This window comes from Yonghaparkia sp. Root332, assembly GCF_001425665.1.
Classification (GTDB): domain Bacteria; phylum Actinomycetota; class Actinomycetes; order Actinomycetales; family Microbacteriaceae; genus Microcella.
On record NZ_LMCX01000002.1, the window covers coordinates 190020 to 206047 of the forward strand.

14 protein-coding genes are annotated in these 16028 nt (G+C 68.8%); 9 read left to right on the top strand and 5 right to left on the bottom strand.

All coding sequences use genetic code 11. The features are described 5' to 3' along the window. Position 1: 1 nt before the first annotated feature. Positions 2–1426, top strand: a complete 1425-nt coding sequence (xylB, locus tag ASC54_RS08630; protein ID WP_055898380.1) for a xylulokinase — start codon at positions 2–4, stop codon at positions 1424–1426. Positions 1427–1458: 32 nt separating this feature from the next. On the opposite strand, the gene ASC54_RS08635 is transcribed toward xylB, so the two are convergent. From ASC54_RS08635 to ASC54_RS08645, 3 genes are read right to left on the bottom strand one after another with little or no spacing between them, the layout of a single operon-like run. After that, complete coding sequence (locus ASC54_RS08635) at positions 1459–2409, bottom strand: alpha/beta hydrolase (RefSeq protein WP_055859932.1); 951 nt, start codon at positions 2407–2409, stop codon at positions 1459–1461. After that, the gene (locus ASC54_RS08640; RefSeq protein WP_055898382.1) at positions 2396–4255 is read right to left on the bottom strand and encodes an ATP-binding cassette domain-containing protein; all 1860 of its coding nucleotides are present in this window, start codon (positions 4253–4255) and stop codon (positions 2396–2398) included. Before ASC54_RS08640 ends, ASC54_RS08635 begins: the two co-directional genes overlap by 14 nt. Beyond that, positions 4252–5418 carry a sugar ABC transporter substrate-binding protein gene (locus ASC54_RS08645; RefSeq protein WP_162242504.1) on the bottom strand — a complete coding sequence of 389 codons (1167 nt, stop codon included), beginning with the start codon at positions 5416–5418 and terminating at the stop codon, positions 4252–4254. Before ASC54_RS08645 ends, ASC54_RS08640 begins: the two co-directional genes overlap by 4 nt. Positions 5419–5594: 176 nt before the next feature. Here ASC54_RS08645 and ASC54_RS08650 point away from each other — a divergent pair, with 176 nt between their 5' ends. The 8 genes from ASC54_RS08650 to ASC54_RS08685 all read left to right on the top strand — a co-directional run bounded on the left by ASC54_RS08650 (position 5595) and on the right by ASC54_RS08685 (position 14111). Continuing rightward, positions 5595–6611 (top strand): alpha/beta hydrolase, encoded by a 1017-nt coding sequence (locus ASC54_RS08650; protein WP_082514997.1) that lies wholly within the window; start codon positions 5595–5597, stop codon positions 6609–6611. Between the two features lie 28 nt (positions 6612–6639). Next, entirely contained in the window at positions 6640–7764 is a 1125-nt protein-coding gene (locus ASC54_RS08655) for a helix-turn-helix domain-containing protein (protein ID WP_055898388.1), read from the top strand. 110 nt (positions 7765–7874) lie between these two features. After that, on the top strand, positions 7875–9161 hold the full coding sequence (locus tag ASC54_RS08660) for an ABC transporter substrate-binding protein (protein ID WP_055859944.1): 1287 nt from the start codon (positions 7875–7877) through the stop codon (positions 9159–9161). A 110-nt stretch (positions 9162–9271) separates the two neighbouring features. Further along, the gene (locus ASC54_RS08665) at positions 9272–10195 is read left to right on the top strand and encodes a carbohydrate ABC transporter permease (protein ID WP_200932303.1); all 924 of its coding nucleotides are present in this window, start codon (positions 9272–9274) and stop codon (positions 10193–10195) included. Then, complete coding sequence (locus ASC54_RS08670) at positions 10192–11061, top strand: carbohydrate ABC transporter permease (RefSeq protein ID WP_082514999.1); 870 nt, start codon at positions 10192–10194, stop codon at positions 11059–11061. The genes ASC54_RS08665 and ASC54_RS08670 overlap by 4 nt, the downstream gene beginning before the upstream one ends. Further along, positions 11058–12599, top strand: a complete 1542-nt coding sequence (locus tag ASC54_RS08675; RefSeq protein ID WP_055898391.1) for an alpha-N-arabinofuranosidase — start codon at positions 11058–11060, stop codon at positions 12597–12599. The genes ASC54_RS08670 and ASC54_RS08675 overlap by 4 nt, the downstream gene beginning before the upstream one ends. Beyond that, positions 12596–12988, top strand: a complete 393-nt coding sequence (locus ASC54_RS13230; RefSeq protein ID WP_055898394.1) for a sulfatase-like hydrolase/transferase — start codon at positions 12596–12598, stop codon at positions 12986–12988. Before ASC54_RS08675 ends, ASC54_RS13230 begins: the two co-directional genes overlap by 4 nt. Continuing rightward, the gene (locus tag ASC54_RS08685; RefSeq protein ID WP_162242505.1) at positions 12921–14111 is read left to right on the top strand and encodes a sulfatase; all 1191 of its coding nucleotides are present in this window, start codon (positions 12921–12923) and stop codon (positions 14109–14111) included. Before ASC54_RS13230 ends, ASC54_RS08685 begins: the two co-directional genes overlap by 68 nt. On the opposite strand, the gene ASC54_RS08690 is transcribed toward ASC54_RS08685, so the two are convergent. Both ASC54_RS08690 and ASC54_RS08695 read right to left on the bottom strand, forming a co-directional pair. Further along, on the bottom strand, positions 14074–14871 hold the full coding sequence (locus ASC54_RS08690; RefSeq protein ID WP_055898400.1) for an SGNH/GDSL hydrolase family protein: 798 nt from the start codon (positions 14869–14871) through the stop codon (positions 14074–14076). The genes ASC54_RS08685 and ASC54_RS08690 overlap by 38 nt on opposite strands. 13 nt (positions 14872–14884) lie before the next feature. Then, a complete protein-coding gene (locus tag ASC54_RS08695) occupies positions 14885–15940 on the bottom strand; it encodes a LacI family DNA-binding transcriptional regulator (protein WP_055898403.1) in 1056 nt (351 codons plus the stop codon). Between the last annotated feature and the right edge of the window lie 88 nt (positions 15941–16028).

Genomic DNA, 16028 nt, shown 5'->3' on the forward strand with positions numbered 1-16028 from the left:
CATGACCCTCGTTGCCGGCGTCGACTCGTCGACCCAGAGCTGCAAGGTCGTCGTCGTCGACGCCGAGACCGGAGCCATCGTGCGCGAGGGCCGCGCGCCGCACCCCGACGGCACCTCCGTCGACCCGACGGCATGGTGGGATGCCCTCTTCGCCGCGATCGCGGACGCCGGCGGTCTCGACGACGTCGCCGCCATCGCGGTCGCGGGCCAGCAGCACGGCATGGTCGCCCTCGACGCCGACGGCCGGGTCGTCCGCGACGCCCTCCTGTGGAACGACACCCGCTCGGCCGCGGCCGCCGCGGCCCTGATCGACGAGGTCGGCGCCGAGGAGTACGCCCGCCGCGCCGGCTCGGTGCCCGTGGCCTCGTTCACGGCCACGAAGCTGCGCTGGCTGCGCGACCACGAGCCCGACAGCGCTGGTCGCGTCGCCGCAGTGTGCCTGCCGCACGACTGGCTCACCTGGCGACTGCGCGGATTCGGACCGGCGGGCGAGAGCACGCACGGGCCGAAGCTGGCCGAGCTCACGACCGATCGCTCGGATGCGAGCGGCACAGCGTATTGGTCGCCCTCGACGGGGCATTACGACCTCGAGCTGCTCGAGCGCGCGCTGGGCCGTCGGGTTCGACTTCCTCGGGTGCTCGGGCCGCTCGAACGCGCTGGCGTCACAGGTGCGCGCGGTATCCCGCTCGGCATCCCGATCGGATCGGGCGCGGGCGACAACGCCGCCGCCGCCCTCGGACTCGGCGCGAGCGCGGGCGACGTCGTCATCTCGATCGGCACGAGCGGCACGGTCTTCGCGGTGGCTTCCGAGCCCGTGCTCGACGCGAGCGGCACCGTCGCGGGCTTCGCCTCCGCCGACGGCGCCTTCTTGCCCCTCGTCGCGACGCTCAACGCGGCCCGTGTGCTCGATGCGGTCGCACGCCTGCTCGGCGTCGATCACGACGGCCTCGCCGAGCTCGCCCTCGCCGCGTCGCCCGGCGCCGATGGCGTCGTGCTGCTGCCCTACTTCGAGGGCGAGCGCACCCCGAACCTGCCCGATGCGACCGCGAGCCTCAGCGGCCTCACGCTGGCCTCGACGACGCGCGAGAACCTCGCCCGCGCGGCGATCGAGGGGATGCTCTGCGGGCTCGCCGACGGACTCGATGCGATCGTGCGCCACGGCCTCGAGCCTCGGCGCCTGCTGCTCGTCGGCGGCGCCGCGCGCTCCGCGGCGGTGCCGGCGATCGCCTCCGAGGTGCTCGGCCTGCCGGTCGACGTGCCCGACCCGGGAGAGTACGTGGCCCGCGGCGCCGCGCGGCAGGCGGCCGGAATGCTCGCCGGCGCGCTGCCCGAGTGGCCGCTCACCGTGCACGCCTCAGTCGAGCATCCGCCGCAGCCTCACGTGCGCGCCGCCTACATGTCGGCCTACCAACGCCACACCCGCTGAGTTTCGCGACGTGTCGAGCATGCGGTGCGCCGCTAGTTCGTACTAAGCCGCTCGATTACGAACTCCACTGCGTCGCGTAGTATCCGCTCGCGTACGCGGGGCCCGATGATCCCGAGTGTGCCGTGCAGCGTGCCGGCATAGTGCCGGAGCTCGACAGCGACGCCTTCATCGATGAGCCGTCGCGCGAGTGCAAGCCCTTCGTCGCGCAGCGGGTCAAGGTCACGCGTTGAAATGAATGTCGGTGGGAAGCCAACGAAGTCCGCAAGCCGAGCTGGTGCCGCTTCCCGCGGCGGAGAGGATCGCGCGCTGCCCAGGTACAAGTCCCAGCTCCACTCCGCGAGCGCGCGGTTCCAGATCGGCGTGCGCGTGAAGCGCTGCGACGACGCGCTCGAGAGTCGGTCGTCGACAACGGGCTCCTGCAGCACGATCGCCGCCGCGGGCTGGTCATCCGACGAACGCAACCGGTGCGCGACGCCCATCGCAAGCGCGGCGCCCGCGCTCTCGCCATAGAGCGCGAGCCGCGACGCATCGACACCAAGTGACTCCGCATGCGCCGCGAGCCACGACCACGCGAGCGCGCAGTCATCGAGCCCCGCCGGGTACGGATGCTCCGGCGCGAGCCGATAGTCGACCGCGACGACCGTGCACGCCGTCGCCTCCGCGAGCTCGCGGCACACCCCGTCATACAGCGCCGCCGACCCCATGACGAAGCCGCCGCCGTGCACATGCAGCAGCGCGCCGCCCGACCGTACCCCCGAGGGTCGGTGGATGCGCAGCTCGACCCCGCGACCGCCGCCCGCGTCGACTGTCACGACCTCGGATGGCGCGGGGAGCCCAACGCCGATCGCTGCCTCCATGGTCGCTCTGATCAGGTCGACGTCACCCGGGCGGTAGTCGGGAATCGCCTCGAGGTGCGCGGCGAGCTCGGGTCGGAGGAGCTCGAGCTGAGCATCCGCCGCCGTCGTCTCGCTAGCGCCCGTCATCGATCACCGCCTCGCGAGGGCGCTCGATCTCGAGACCGGCCATGAGATGGATCAGGTCGCGCGTGCTCACCGAGCCGGCGTCGTCGTCGAACGAGACGCGGCCCAGGTTCAGCACGACGACGCGGTCGGCGATGAGGCCCACCGACTCGACGTCGTGCGTGATCATGAGCACTGCAGCGCCGCGGTCGGCGAGCGTACGCGCCAGCCGAAGCACAAGCGAGCGCTGCCGTACGCCGAGCGCCGCCGTTGGCTCGTCGAGGATGACCACTTTGACGTCCGCCACATCCGAGCGCGCGATTGCCACGCACTGCCGCTGACCGCCTGAGAGCGACGCGACCGGCGCGAGGTAGTCGTCGAGCACGATGCCGAGCGAGCTCAGCCGTGTCGACGCGTCGGCGATCGCCGTCTGACGGTCGAAGAACGCCAGGCTTCCGCGGCCGAACTTGCGCGGCTCGCGGCCGAGGGCAAGGTTGTAGGCGGCGCCGAGGTTGGGCGCGACCGCGAGATCCTGGTAGACCGTCTCGACGCCGCGCTCGCGCAGCTCGAGCGAGTCGAGGCCGTCGGTTGACTGGCTGCCGGCGAGCTCGATCGACCCGCCGTCAGGGGAGACGAGGCCCGAGAGCATCTTGATGACCGTGCTCTTGCCGGCGCCGTTGTCGCCGAGCAGGCACGTGACCTGGCCAGCGCGCAGCTGAAGCGACACGTCGGAGACCGCGGTGACGGCGCCGTACGACTTACGCAAGTTCTGCGCCGACAGGGCCACCTCGCCGGGCTCGACGTGGGCGACGAGCGCCTCCGGATCGACGAGCCCCTCGTCGCGCGCGCCGTCTACGCGTTCCTGGCCAGCGCGGCGTGAGCGCGCGCGACGCAGCTCGTTGAGTTGATCGGCGCCGAGGGCGAGCAGCAGCACGGCACCTCCGATGACGGTCTGCCAGTAGTCGCTGATGCCGACGAAGATGAGGCCGGCGTTGAGGATCCCGATCGTGATGACGCCGAAGAACACCCCGAGCGGGCGGCCGGTGCCGCCGGCGAACCCGACGCCGCCAAGAATCACGGCGGTGATGACCGCGATCTCTAGCCCGACGCCGAGGTTCGGGCTCGCGCTGCCGAGGCGACCGAACGTGAGCAGCGCGACGAGCCCGACCGAGCCGCCCATGTAGACGTACAGGTACGTGAGGTGGCGCGGCACGTCGATGCCGAGGGCGCTCGCGGCACGGGCATCCCCGCCGATGGCGTAGCTGCGCACGCCGCCGACCGTTCGTGTCAGCGCGATCGCGCCGAGCAGGAACACGACGCCTGCGACGAGGATGACGACCGGGATGCCCGCCACGCGCAAGCGGCCCACGAGCTCGATCTCGCTCGGCAACTCGAAGATCGGTCGCGATTGCGTAATGACGAAGGCGAGGCCTGAATAGACGCCGAGCAGGGCGAGCGTCACGATGATCGGCGAGATCTTCAGGATGCGTACGAGCAGTCCGTTGACGAGCCCGAGCAGGAGCCCGAATGCGATCGTCGCGACGGCGCCGACGAGGAAGTTGTCGGTCGCGCGCATGACCCACGCGCCCGAGACAGCGACGAGAGCCATCATGCCGCCGATCGAGAGGTCGATCTGGCCCGCGATGAGCAGGCGGGCCATCGCGATCGCGGCGACGAGCGTGCCCGAGACGTTGACGAGGATCGTCGACAGGTTGCCCGTGCCGGTGAAGTTCGGGTTGATGACGGAGAAGAGCACGACGAGCGCGGCGGCGAGGGCGATGAGCCCGGCACGCCCGGTGGCGCCCCCGATGTGATTCCGGGGGCGCCACCACGCCGCGAGCAAGGTTCCTCGCGAGGTGAGGGAGATCACTGCGGGTTGTCCTCGTCCCAGTACTCGGTGCGTGTCTCGTAGCTGATGCCGCCGAGCGGCTGCAGGTACGTGCTCAGGCGCTCTTTGAAGGCCGTGGCCGGGTCGGCGACATCGGCGTTGTATTGCTCGATCGCGTCGGCGCTGTCGAGCTGCACGGCTTCGATGATCGTCAGCGACGGGATGGTGCGCCCCTCGATCCAGTCGGCGCCCCATACGCCGGCCGCGTAGCCGACGATCGCGAAGTTGAACGCGTAGGTGGCCTTGTACGGGCCACCCTCGGCGATGAGCTCGAGCGCCTGCGGCTCGCCGTCAGAGCCGAAGAAGGCCATCGTGTTCGGGTCGATGCCGCTCGCCTCGACCGCCGCTAGGGCGCTCAACACGACCGGGTCGGGGCCGACGACGATGTCGACGTCGGGGTTCGCCTGCAGGATCGTGCTCATCGAGGTGAAGCCCGAGTCGGGATCGGAGGTGTCCCACAGCACGTCGGAGACCACGTCGACGCCCGGCAGCTCGCCGAGCACGGTGCGGATCGCGTCGAAGCGCGGCTTGATGTTCGGCAGTGAGTCGAGGTTGAAGATCACGACGTTGGCCTCGCCGTCGAGCTCGCTCTCGACATATTCGCTCACTGCTTGGGCGATGCGCTCGCCGATCTGCTCCTGGTTGGCGACCATCGGCATCGTCGACGGGCCGCTGGAGAGGGTGAAGACGGCGGCACCAGCATCCATGAGCTCGCGGACGACGGGGCGCTGGGCCGCGACATCCACGTCCCAGACGAACGCTGCGCCGACCTCGTTGTTGAGCAGCGAGTTGAGCTGGTCGACGTTACGGGCAGGGTCGCCGTCGGCGACGGTCTCGGTGAAGTCGAGCCCGGCCTCCTCAGCGGCGATGCCCATCGAGCGCGACGTCGCGGCGAAAACTTCGACGTTGACGACGTTCATCGCCGCGGCGAGGCCGCCGGTGCGCGGCGGCTTCTCGCCGGCCTCGTCACTGGGCTCGAACGGCGTGCTGGGTCGGGTGTCGATGCCGTCTCCGACACCGGATGCTGCACCGGGGTCGTTCGTCGGACCGCCGTCGACCGAGCATGCGGTGAGAACGATCGCCGTGGCGAGGAGAAGGGCGGAGCCCGAGAGGGCGCGTCGGGCGCGGCCCAGTCGTGTGGTCAAGTCAACGCGCGTCATTGCGCACCTCCAGGAATCGTGCTCGAAGCGGGCGGCCTCGATGCTTGCTTCAGGATGACCCGCGAAGGTGCGAGCCGCATCCGCCACGCGTCGCGCATTGGCGGCGGATATCCCGACGCGAGAACTACCCCGATCGCCCCTCGCGGGCGCATCCTGTTCCCATGGACTCCCGCGATAGCGCCGCCGCCCCCGACGCGAGCCATCGACACCGGCTCTGGCGGAAGTATCCGCTCGACGAGGAGATCGGGGCTGGCGCGATCCTTCTCGCAGACGCGACCCTCGATGACGTTCCCCGCTTTCGCGAGGTGTGGCGGCGCATCTCTCTCGCCGGAGCCCGCCCCGCCCCGGCCAACGTCGATCACCAGATTGTCGAGCTCGGCACCGAAGGGTCTGCGGTCACCGTGCACACCTACACCCCCGTGGCGGCCGGTCGCAGTGCGCGCCCCGCAGTCCTTCTGCTGCACGGTGGAGCTTTCGTCGGAGGCTCGGTCGAATCGGTGCACGGCCAGGCGTGCGACCTCGCGACGGCTCTCGACGTCGTCGTGGCCGCGGTCGAGTACCGGCTCGCGCCCGAGCATCCGTACCCGGCGGGCCTGGACGATTGCGCCGTGGCCCTCGAGTGGCTAACCGAGCGTGCCGACGATCTGGGCGTGGATCCTTCGAGTATCGCCGTCCACGGCACGAGCGCCGGCGGCGGGCTCGCCGTGGCCCTCGCCCTGCGGACGCGTGATGAGGGCGGGCCGAGCATCCGCCTTCTTTTCCTCGTCTCCCCGGAGCTCGACGACCGGCTCGAGACCGAGAGCATGCGGAAGTACAGGGACACACCGGGATTCACCAGTCGCGACGCTCAGATCAGCTGGAAACACTACCTCGGCGACATCACACCCGGCTCACCCGACGTCCCGCCCTACGCCGCTCCCGCCCGAGCGGAGACCTACGCGGGCCTTCCGCCCACGTACCTCGCGCTCATGGAGTTCGATCCGCTGCGCGACGAGGGACTCGAGCTCGCCCGTCGGATGCTCGCCGACGACGTGCGGCTGGAAGTGCACCTCTTCCCCGGCACGTTCCACGGTTCCTCCGCCCTGCACTACGCGGAGGTGTCGCAGCGAGAGGCCGCCGAGGAGATCGCGGTGCTGCGCCGACGGCTCGTGGGAGGTCAGGACGTGCAGCCGACATGACACTCACCGCGCAGAGGGCGACGAGCCCATGAAAGCCCTGTTGCTGAAGCTGTCCACCATGGACTCGGAGACCGAGGCCGCGCTCCGCGTCATCGCGTACTTCGACGCTCTCGCGATGCGCTCCGCGACGGCCGAGATGATCGTGCGTGGCGCGGCGGCGATCGCCGAAGCGCCGGCGGGTCTCGCCCTGTCGGACGGAACGACGCTGCGCTTCGATTCGAGCGGCGCGCGCTTGAGCGGGCGATCGCCCGACGCGGTGCTGGAGGAGACGGTGGGCGGAATTCGAGCCTGGATCGAGCGCGCCGGCGACCCGAACCCCCTCGATGCCCTCGTACTCGAGCGCTTCGCCATCGTTGCCACGACGGCGTCTCGAGAGCGGCCCGTTCGTCAGCCCACCGAGCTCTCTGACCCCACATCCCTTGAGCTGATCCTCTCGGGCCGCGAGCCGCTTGCCGAGCGCAGCGTGGCGCTGCGCAGGCTTGGGCTCTCGCCCGATGCTGCCTCGGTGCTCATTGCGGTCGCGCTCGATGACGACGGTGCGGGCGTCGACGCACCGGTCGAAGAGCTCCTCCATCAGCTCGCGAGCACCATGAAGGTGCGCGGAGCTCGTCTGGGCCCCGTCGGCGCCGTCATCGCTCAACCGAACCCGGGTCGGGAGACCGAAACGCTCGTGCGAACGGTGCGCGACCTCATCGCAGGCAGCCGCCTCGCGTCATCGGCTCGAGCCCGGTTCGGCATCGGGGTGCCCGGTACCGCCCTCGAGGCGCCGACAGGTTGGGACTCAGCGCGGACGGCGCTCCGGTTTGCTCGCCGTCGCGCCTCTGGATCGTCAATCGTCGACGCCGACGACCTGGGTCCGATGATTCATCTCGCACAGGTGGAGCCGGAGCGCTGGATGTCGGATCCGCGCGTGCGCGTCCTCCGCGAGCTTGCCGGCCAAGAGTCGGGAGCAGTCGACCTCGAGGTGCTCGAAGCGTACCTTTCGCTCGGCACTCTGCGCACCGCCGGCCAATCGCTGCACATGCATCACAGCAGTGTCGCCTCACGGCTGGCACGGCTGGAAGAGCGGCTCGACCTCGACTTCACACTGCCGAGCGACCTTTTCCAGGCCCGACTGTGCATTTACGCCGCAACGCTCGCGGCCAATCGCTGACAACAGCAGTCCGGCGGCCACCAATTCGTTGTTACGCCCGCGCTATTGCGCTGTAGAACGTTCTCGAATAACGTTCTCTACATCACCCGCTGACTCAAAGGAGCGTCACTGTGAACGTACGACTCACGACGGCGGCGGTCGCCGCCGTCGCCACCGCAACACTGCTCGCGGCCTGCGCCTCGCCGGCAGCCGAGACAATCGACGAGTCGGTCGAACCCGCCGACTCCCTCACCCTCTGGCACGGCGCGTGCGCGACGCCGGCCATCACGGGCATGTATGACGCCTTCGAAGAGGCGACAGGCATCACCCTCGAGATCGTCGACATCCCGTGTGATGGTTTCGAGCAAGCCACGACGACTCGCTGGGCGACCGGCGACCGACCCGACGTCTTGACCTACCACGCGATCACGTCGCTGCTGCTGCCGCTCAACCCGGTGGTCAACATGCAGGATCTCTCGGACATGGACTTCGTCGACCGCGCGCAATCGACCGTCGCTATCGACGGCGTCACCTACGGCGCACTCACACAGTTCCCCGAGGTGTACGGCTTCTACTACAACAAGGCCGTCCTCGAGGAGGCAGGACTCGAGGCGCCGACCGCCATGACCGACCTGCTCGACATATGTGAAGGGCTCGCCGGTTCCGGAATCGCCCCGATCTTCGAATCGGGGGCGAGCGTCTGGCCGACGCAGCTAATCCCGCTGCTTTACATGGCCGATGCCAACGTCGACGGCGCGCTCGGCCAGGCGGTGCTTGCCAAGGAGGTCGATCTCGGCGACCCGGATGGAGTCATGGTCGAGGGCCTGGAGTTCTACCAGGAGCTCGTTGAGAGCGACTGCGTCAACGAGAACGCCACCACGACGAGCTTCGAGGACTCCCTCGCTGCGGTCATCGACGGCCGCGCAGCCATGACGGCTCTGCACTCCAACTTCTACGAGAGCCTCGTTAGCTACAACGAGGGCGACCGCGAAGGTCTCGACGACAAGGTCGGCTTCACGGGGCTCTCTGCGGACAGTTCCACCGCCACGGCGAACTATGGCCCTTTCGGCACCTACTACGCGCCGAAGACTGGCGATGCTGCGAAAGAGCTCGCGGCGCGGATGTTCATCGAGTTCGCCACGGGAGAGGGTTACCAGGCCATGGTCGACTCCGGCCCGCTCTTCCCGATCTACGAAGGCGCCACGACGCCCGACGGATTCTCCGAGCTTCAGCTCGCCTTCCAGGCCGCGGCTGAGAACGCCTCACCTGGCGTCAATGCCGGCGTGCCGGGCTTCGTCGCCCTCAAGGAGGTGACCTCGAAGATCTTGGCCGAACAGACCACGGCCGTTGACGGAGTCACCGAGCTCGTCGTCTCCGTCGAGCAGGCGGCGAGGGCTGCCGGAGTCGACGGATGGTAGGCATTCCGACTGGGGAGCGGAAGAACGCGGGGCGTGCGCACGGCGCACGCCCCGCGGGGCCGCCTCGTCGTCGCACGATCCTCGGCCGCCCGACGCCCCATCTGGGCCTCGTGGCTTCATCCGTCGACCGAACCGGCTCACCTCGCCGGTACGACGATCGATGGATCCGGGGGCGCAAGGCCCTCGGAAGCGCCGCATTCGTCGCCCCTTCGGTCGCGCTCGTCGTCGTCTTCTTCGTCATTCCCTTTGTGCTCAACCTTCCGTTCGCGTTCTCGTCCTGGACGGGCTACTCGGAAGAGATCGGGTTCATCGGTCTCGACAACTTCACGCTGCTCGCCGACCGCGGCGTCCTCGTCACCAGCACCGTCGTCACCGTTGTGTATGCGGTCATCTGCATGCTCGTGCAGAACATCGTCAGCCTTTCGCTCGCGCTCTCCCTCCGCGATGCGACCCCCGCGACGACGTTCTTCCGATCCATCTTTTTCGTGCCGGTGCTGATCTCTCCGCTCGCCGGCGGATACATCTGGCGTGCCATCGTCAGCCCCGACGGTCCGCTCAACGCGACGATCGCGCTCGGCGCGCCCGGCTTCGACTTCGCCTGGCTCGGCGACCCATACTGGGCCGTCTTCTGGGTCGCATTCGTCGACGCCTGGAAGTGGTGCGGCGTCGCGACTCTCGTCTACATCGCGGGGCTCAACAGCATCCCGAAAGAGCTGCTCGAAGCCGCCGACATCGACGGCGCCGGCCGGTGGCGTCGGTTCTGGAGCATTAGCTTCCCTCTGCTCGCACCCGCGTTCACCTTCAACATCGTGACGACCCTCATCGGCGCGCTGAGCGCGTACGACGTGGTGGCGTCGATGACCGGCGGCGGGCCGGGCGACAGCACGACCACGCTCAACTTCGCCGTCGTGCAGCAGTTCGGGTACTCCTTCTTCGGGGTCGCGAGCGCGCTGAATTTCTTCGTGACGATCCTCGTGATCGTCCTCGCCGTCCCGCTCGTGATGTGGCTCCGCCGACGTGAGGTGGCCTCGTGACCGTCATCGCTCGCACCCGGCCCGCTACCCGTATCGCTTCCCGACGTGGGCCCACAGCGCTCCGCTACACACTGCTGACGATCTTCGCGATCCCGTGGCTTGTGGTGCCGCTGTGGCTTCTCGTCGTCAACTCGTTCAAGACCGAGCGCGAGGCCGCCGATCTGACGCTCGCACTGCCTACCGAGTGGCAGCTGATCGAGAATTACACGGCTGCGATCACGGCCGGCAACTATCTCACCGGGCTGCGCAATAGCATCCTCATTGCCATCCCTACGATTGCGGCCGTACTGCTGCTCGGCGCGATGGCGGCGTGGGTCTACTCGCGGAGCTCGTCGATGACGCTGCAGAGCCTCTACTACGTCAGTGCGCTGTCGATTCTGCTACCGCCGGCAGTCATCCCGACAATCTTCGTCCTCACCGCCCTCAACCTAGACGGCTCACTCTCGGGCTACGCGCTGATGATGATCGGCACCCGGATCGGGCTCTTCATCTTTCTCGCCACAGGTTTCGTGAAGGGCATCCCACGAGAGCTCGAAGAGTCGGCCGAGATCGACGGTGCCTCCCGCCTGCGGATCTTCTTCCAGATCCTGCTGCCGCTGCTGAAGCCTGTGATGTTCGTGGGCGCGGTTCTGCTCGTCATCGCGGTATGGAACGACCTGTTCTTCGCGCAGCTCCTTTTGCGCGGCTCCGACAGCGCCACGCTGCCCGTCACCCTGTTCACCTTCGCGTCAGCGTCGATGAACATTATCCGTTGGAACGAGGTCTTCGCCCACGTGATCCTGTCGAGCCTGCCGCTCATCATCGTCTACGTGGTGGCGCAGCGTCAGGTCATCTCCGGGCTCACCGAGGGCGGGCTGAAAGGATGACCGGGCAGGTCGTAAGGGTTGAGATTGATCCGGATGCCGCCATCGCCACCGTCGATCGTCGCCTGTTCGGCGGGTTCGTCGAGCACATGGGGCGTGGGGTTTACGGCGGAATCGTGGACCCCGAGCATCCGACCGCCGACGCCGCGGGGTTTCGTGGCGACGTCATAGAGCTCGTCCGCGAGCTCGGAGTTACCACGATCCGCTACCCCGGAGGCAACTTCGTCTCTGGATTCCGGTGGGAGGACGGCGTCGGCCCGGTACCCTCGCGACCGGCTCGGCTCAACCTCGCCTGGCACAGCGCGGAGCCCAACACATTCGGGCTAGACGAGTTCACGCGCTGGCTCGAGCTCGTGGGCGGAGAGCTCATGCTCGCGGTGAATCTCGGGACGCGCGGCATCGACGCGGCGCTTGAGTTGCTCGAGTATGCCAACCATCCCGGCGGCACGGCGCTGTCAGAACTGCGGCGCGCGCACGGGCGCGATGACCCCTACGGCGTGCGGATGTGGTGCCTCGGCAACGAGATGGACGGCCCCTGGCAGCTGGGTCAGATGACGCCGGACGAGTACGGGCGGATCGCCTCGAGAACCGCGAAAGCCATGCGACAGCTCGACCCCGGGCTCGAGCTGGTCGCCTGCGGCTCATCGAGCGCGGATATGCCGACCTTCGGAAAATGGGAACGTACCGTGCTGCAGCACGCCCACGACGACGTCGACTACCTCTCGTGCCACGCCTATTACGAGCCGATCGACGGCGATCTTCCGTCTTTCCTGGCCTCGGGCTCGGCGATGGACGCATTCATCCGCGACGTGGTGGCGCATGCGGATGCTGTGCGCGACGAGCGTGGATCTTCCAAGACGATCCTGCTCTCCTTCGACGAGTGGAACGTCTGGTACCAGTCGCGCGTCCCCGGGACGCTGCCGGCCGGTGATGACTGGCCGGTGAATCCGCCGATCAGCGAGGACGACTACACGCTCGCTGACGCTGTCGTCGTGGGAGACCTGCTCATCACGCTTCTCGGTCACGCCGATCGCGTTAAGAGTGCCTCGCTCGCGCAACTCGTCAACGTGATCGCGCCGATCGCCGCACCCGCGGGGGCGCCGGCGTGGCGGCGGACGACCTTCTACCCGTTCAGCCTGACATCGCGGTTCGGCCGCGGCCAGAGCATCCCCGTGCGCGTCGCCAGTCCCTCGATCGAGACCCAGCAGCACGGGTCGGTCGACGCCGTGCGGGCAGCCGCAGTGCTGGATGAGGACGGCGTGCTGTCCGTCTTCATTGTCAATCGCTCGGTCGAGTCCGCGCACCGCGTCGAGATGTCGCTTGTCGGGGGTGCCGGTGCCCTCCTCGAGGCGACGACGCTGTCTGATCGCGATCCGTGGGCCGCCAACACGGCAGACGACCCGCTCCGGGTCGTTCCCGCCGCGAACGACACCGCCGTGCTCGAAGGCGGGTCGGTGCGCATCGAACTCCCGCCCGTCTCGTGGACGCTCGTGCGCGTCGACCGTCGCTCCACCATCAGTGCAGAAGGATGCTCGTTATGACCGCGCAGAGCGTGCTCATCATCATCACCGACCAGCAGCGGGCCGACCTCACCGCACGAGAGGGCTACCCGCTCGATATCACCCCGTTCGTCGACGCGTTCGCGCGCGAGGGCCGATGGTTCCGCCGCGCCTACACGACGTCCCCGACGTGCTCGCCGGCCCGCACGAGCCTGCTGACCGGCCGCTACCCGAGCGCGCACCGCGTGACCCAGAACGCCGCGCGAGATGCCGTCGTTGCGGGCAGCGATCTCTTCGCCGCAGCCCGTAAACACGGGTGCGCGACCGCCCTCATCGGGAAGAACCACACCTATCTGCGCGAGGGTGACGTCGACCACTATCTCGAGTTCAGCCACGGGGGGGCAGCTCACGGGCCCCCGAAGCGGCGATGAGCGCGCGTTCGATGAGTGGCTCACGGGTCTGAACCACCGCACAGTAGCGTCGCCGGCGCCGGGTGGTGCCGAGGTGCAGTCGCCGCACCGCATCGTGAATGCGGCGATCGACTGGTTCGGCGGACTCGACCCCGCGACTCCGTTCGTCGCGCAAGTCTCGTTCCCGGAGCCGCACAACCCATATCAGGTGCCCGAGCCGTACTTCGACCTCTTCGCGCCTGAGGTGATCCCCGAGCCGAGGGTCGGGGCTGAGTTCCTCGACACGGCCGGTTTCGCCTGGCGGCACCTCCGACGGATTGCGGAGGAAGGGGAGCCGGGGCATAGCGCCCTCATCCCGCGGGCACGGTCGAACTACCTCGGGATGCTGCGCTTCATCGACGACGAGATCGCCCGTCTCATCGGGCACCTCGACGCGAGCGGTCGGCTCGACGACACGCTCGTGATCATCACCTCCGACCACGGCGACTACTTCGGCGAGTACGGGCTCATGCGCAAAGGTGCCGGGGTTCCCGACTGGCTCATGCGCGTGCCGTTCGTCGTGCGGGGCCGGGGCGTCGACCCATCCATCGAGCCGCGCGACGAGTGTGTGAGCCTCGCAGACATCTTCCCGACGGCGTGCGAACACCTGGGCATCGCCGTCCCGGAGGGGGTGCAGGGCGCCCCGCTGCTCGCGTCGTTCCGCGACCAGCAACCGTCGATCGACGCCGATCTCACGAGTGCGTACGGGGAGCAGGGCATCGGCGGCGAGCGATTCACGGCCGCCGACGTTGAGCAGCTCGCCTTCGTGCCCGGCTTGCCGGTCGGGGAGGAGCCGCCGGGAGCCCCCTGCTTCGACGAGCTCAACGCGGTCACCCAGGCAGGACGCATGCGCATGGTCCGTCGGGGCCGGTTCAAGCTCGTCGCTGACTCGGACTCCGGGTTCGTCCTCTACGACCTCGACGCCGACCCCGGCGAGATTGCCGATCTCGCGGCCGATCCCCAGTACGAGCGCGAGTTGCGCGAGCTCCTGGAGCTGCTCGCCGCGTGGCAGCTCACCGTGGAGGACACCCTGCCGCTACCGGCGAGCGGATACGTGCGGGCGGGGGTCAGGCGCGTGCCGCGAGGCGCTCGAGCAGGGTTCTGAGCAGCCCCATGTGACCCACGACCGTCGGGTGCACGCCGTCGGCGGAGAGCTCGATCGCGTCGCTCTCGGTGAGCGTGATGATCGCAATCCCGCGCCGTGCCGCCAGCGACACCATGCCCGCGACGAGAGCCGCATGGTCGTCGGGGTGCCAGGCGATGCGAGCGTCGACGAAGTGGGGCCAGTGCGACGCCCGCTCGCCGTCCACGCGCGGGGGAGCGACGAGGGTTGCGTGATGTCCGGAGCCCTCGAGCGCGGTCACGATGCGGTCGAGCGACGACAGGGTCTCCGGCAGCGAGACACGTGGCCGGGCCTCGCGATCGAATCGACGCAGGTCGTTGGTGCCGAGCAGCACCACGGCGGGGGATCGGCGGCCGCCCTCGGCTCCAGGGAGCTGGGCGAGAGCATCCGTCGTCGTCGCCCCTGACCGAGCGAGATTGCGGATGCTCGGCGCCTGCCCGAGTGCGCGAAGCACCCCGCGCAGCTGCTCGACCCACGAGCACCTATCGGCCGAGAGCGAGTCGCCGACGACGACGAGCCGGTCGAGGTCGGCAAGCAGGTCGAGCATCGCGACGACCGCGGGGTCGGCGGACAACTCGGCGCCACAGCGCGCGAGCGCGACCGTGATGCGCGCCTCGATCTCAGGGGTGAGCGCAGCTACCGATGGTCTCATTGCCTTGTCGACCGGCGGCGATCCGGCATGGAGGTTCGGCGGCGACTGCAGCCGGACAGCGAGCGCGGTGGCGTTGTCGATCGCGCGCACGGGCGGCGGCCGGCTAGTCCGCCGCCCCGTCGGTGCGGCGCGGTTCCCCCGTCGTCGCGCGCACCTCGAGTCGAGGCGTGATGACGACGTGGCGCGCCTCGGAGCGACCGTCGATGCGCTCAAGCAGGAGCTGCGCGGCGTGTTCGCCGAGCGAGGAGGCGTCCTGATCGACGCTCGTGAGCGAAACCGGTCGCAGCTGCGCGACCGAGGTGTTGTCGTAGCCGACGAGCGAGACGTCGGCGGGGAGTCGTGTGCCGTGCTCGCCGAAGACGTTCATCATGCCGAACGCCGCGACATCCGCACCGGCGAACACGGCCGTGGGCAACTCGTCGCGCGCGAGCAGAGTGCGGGCGGCCTGCGTGCCGCCTGTCCTGCTCCACGTGGAAGGCACAACGTCGATGCGCGCTTCAAGTCCGAGCAGCGACATGGCCTCGCGGTAGCCGCGCTCGCGCACGCGCTGCGGAGAGTGCGGGTCGGTCTGATCGCCGTCGCTGTGGGTGACGTAGGCGATGCGCTCGTGGCCCTGGTCGATAAGGTGCTGCACGGCGAGCCGTGCCCCCAGCATGTCGTCGCCGACGACGGTGTCGTAGACGCGGGAGGCTCCGTGGCGGGAGACGACGACCGTCGGCGTGCTTCCGGCAATCTCGGCGATGCGATCGGCCGAGCCATATGGCGAGAAGAGGATGAGTCCATCCATCTGTCGATCGACCATGGCGTCGATGACCTTCGCCTGCGAGCTTGAGGCGTTGCCAGCCGGCCCGATGAGCACCTCGTACTCGGTCGGCTCGGTCACCGAGAGGATGCCCTCGACGAGCGCGGAGACGAACTCGTTGTCGATATCGGGCACCGATACGCCGAGCGTGAAGGTCTTGCCGCGGAGCCCGCGGGCGGCGGCATTCGGCCGGTAGTTGAGCGTCGCCATCGACGCCCGCACGCGCTCTTTCATCTCCTCGCTGACGCCATAGGCGTCGCGAAGCACCTTCGACGCCGAGGCGACGGAGACGCCGGCGTGACGCGCGACGTCGACGATCGTGACGCGCCGAGGGGGACTGGTGAGGGTGGGGTTCACGTGCGCGGCCGTGCCTTTCGTCGAACGGCGTCACCCGATCGCCCGACGCGAGCCACGCGCCGCGGTAGGCTGGATAACGTTCTACAAC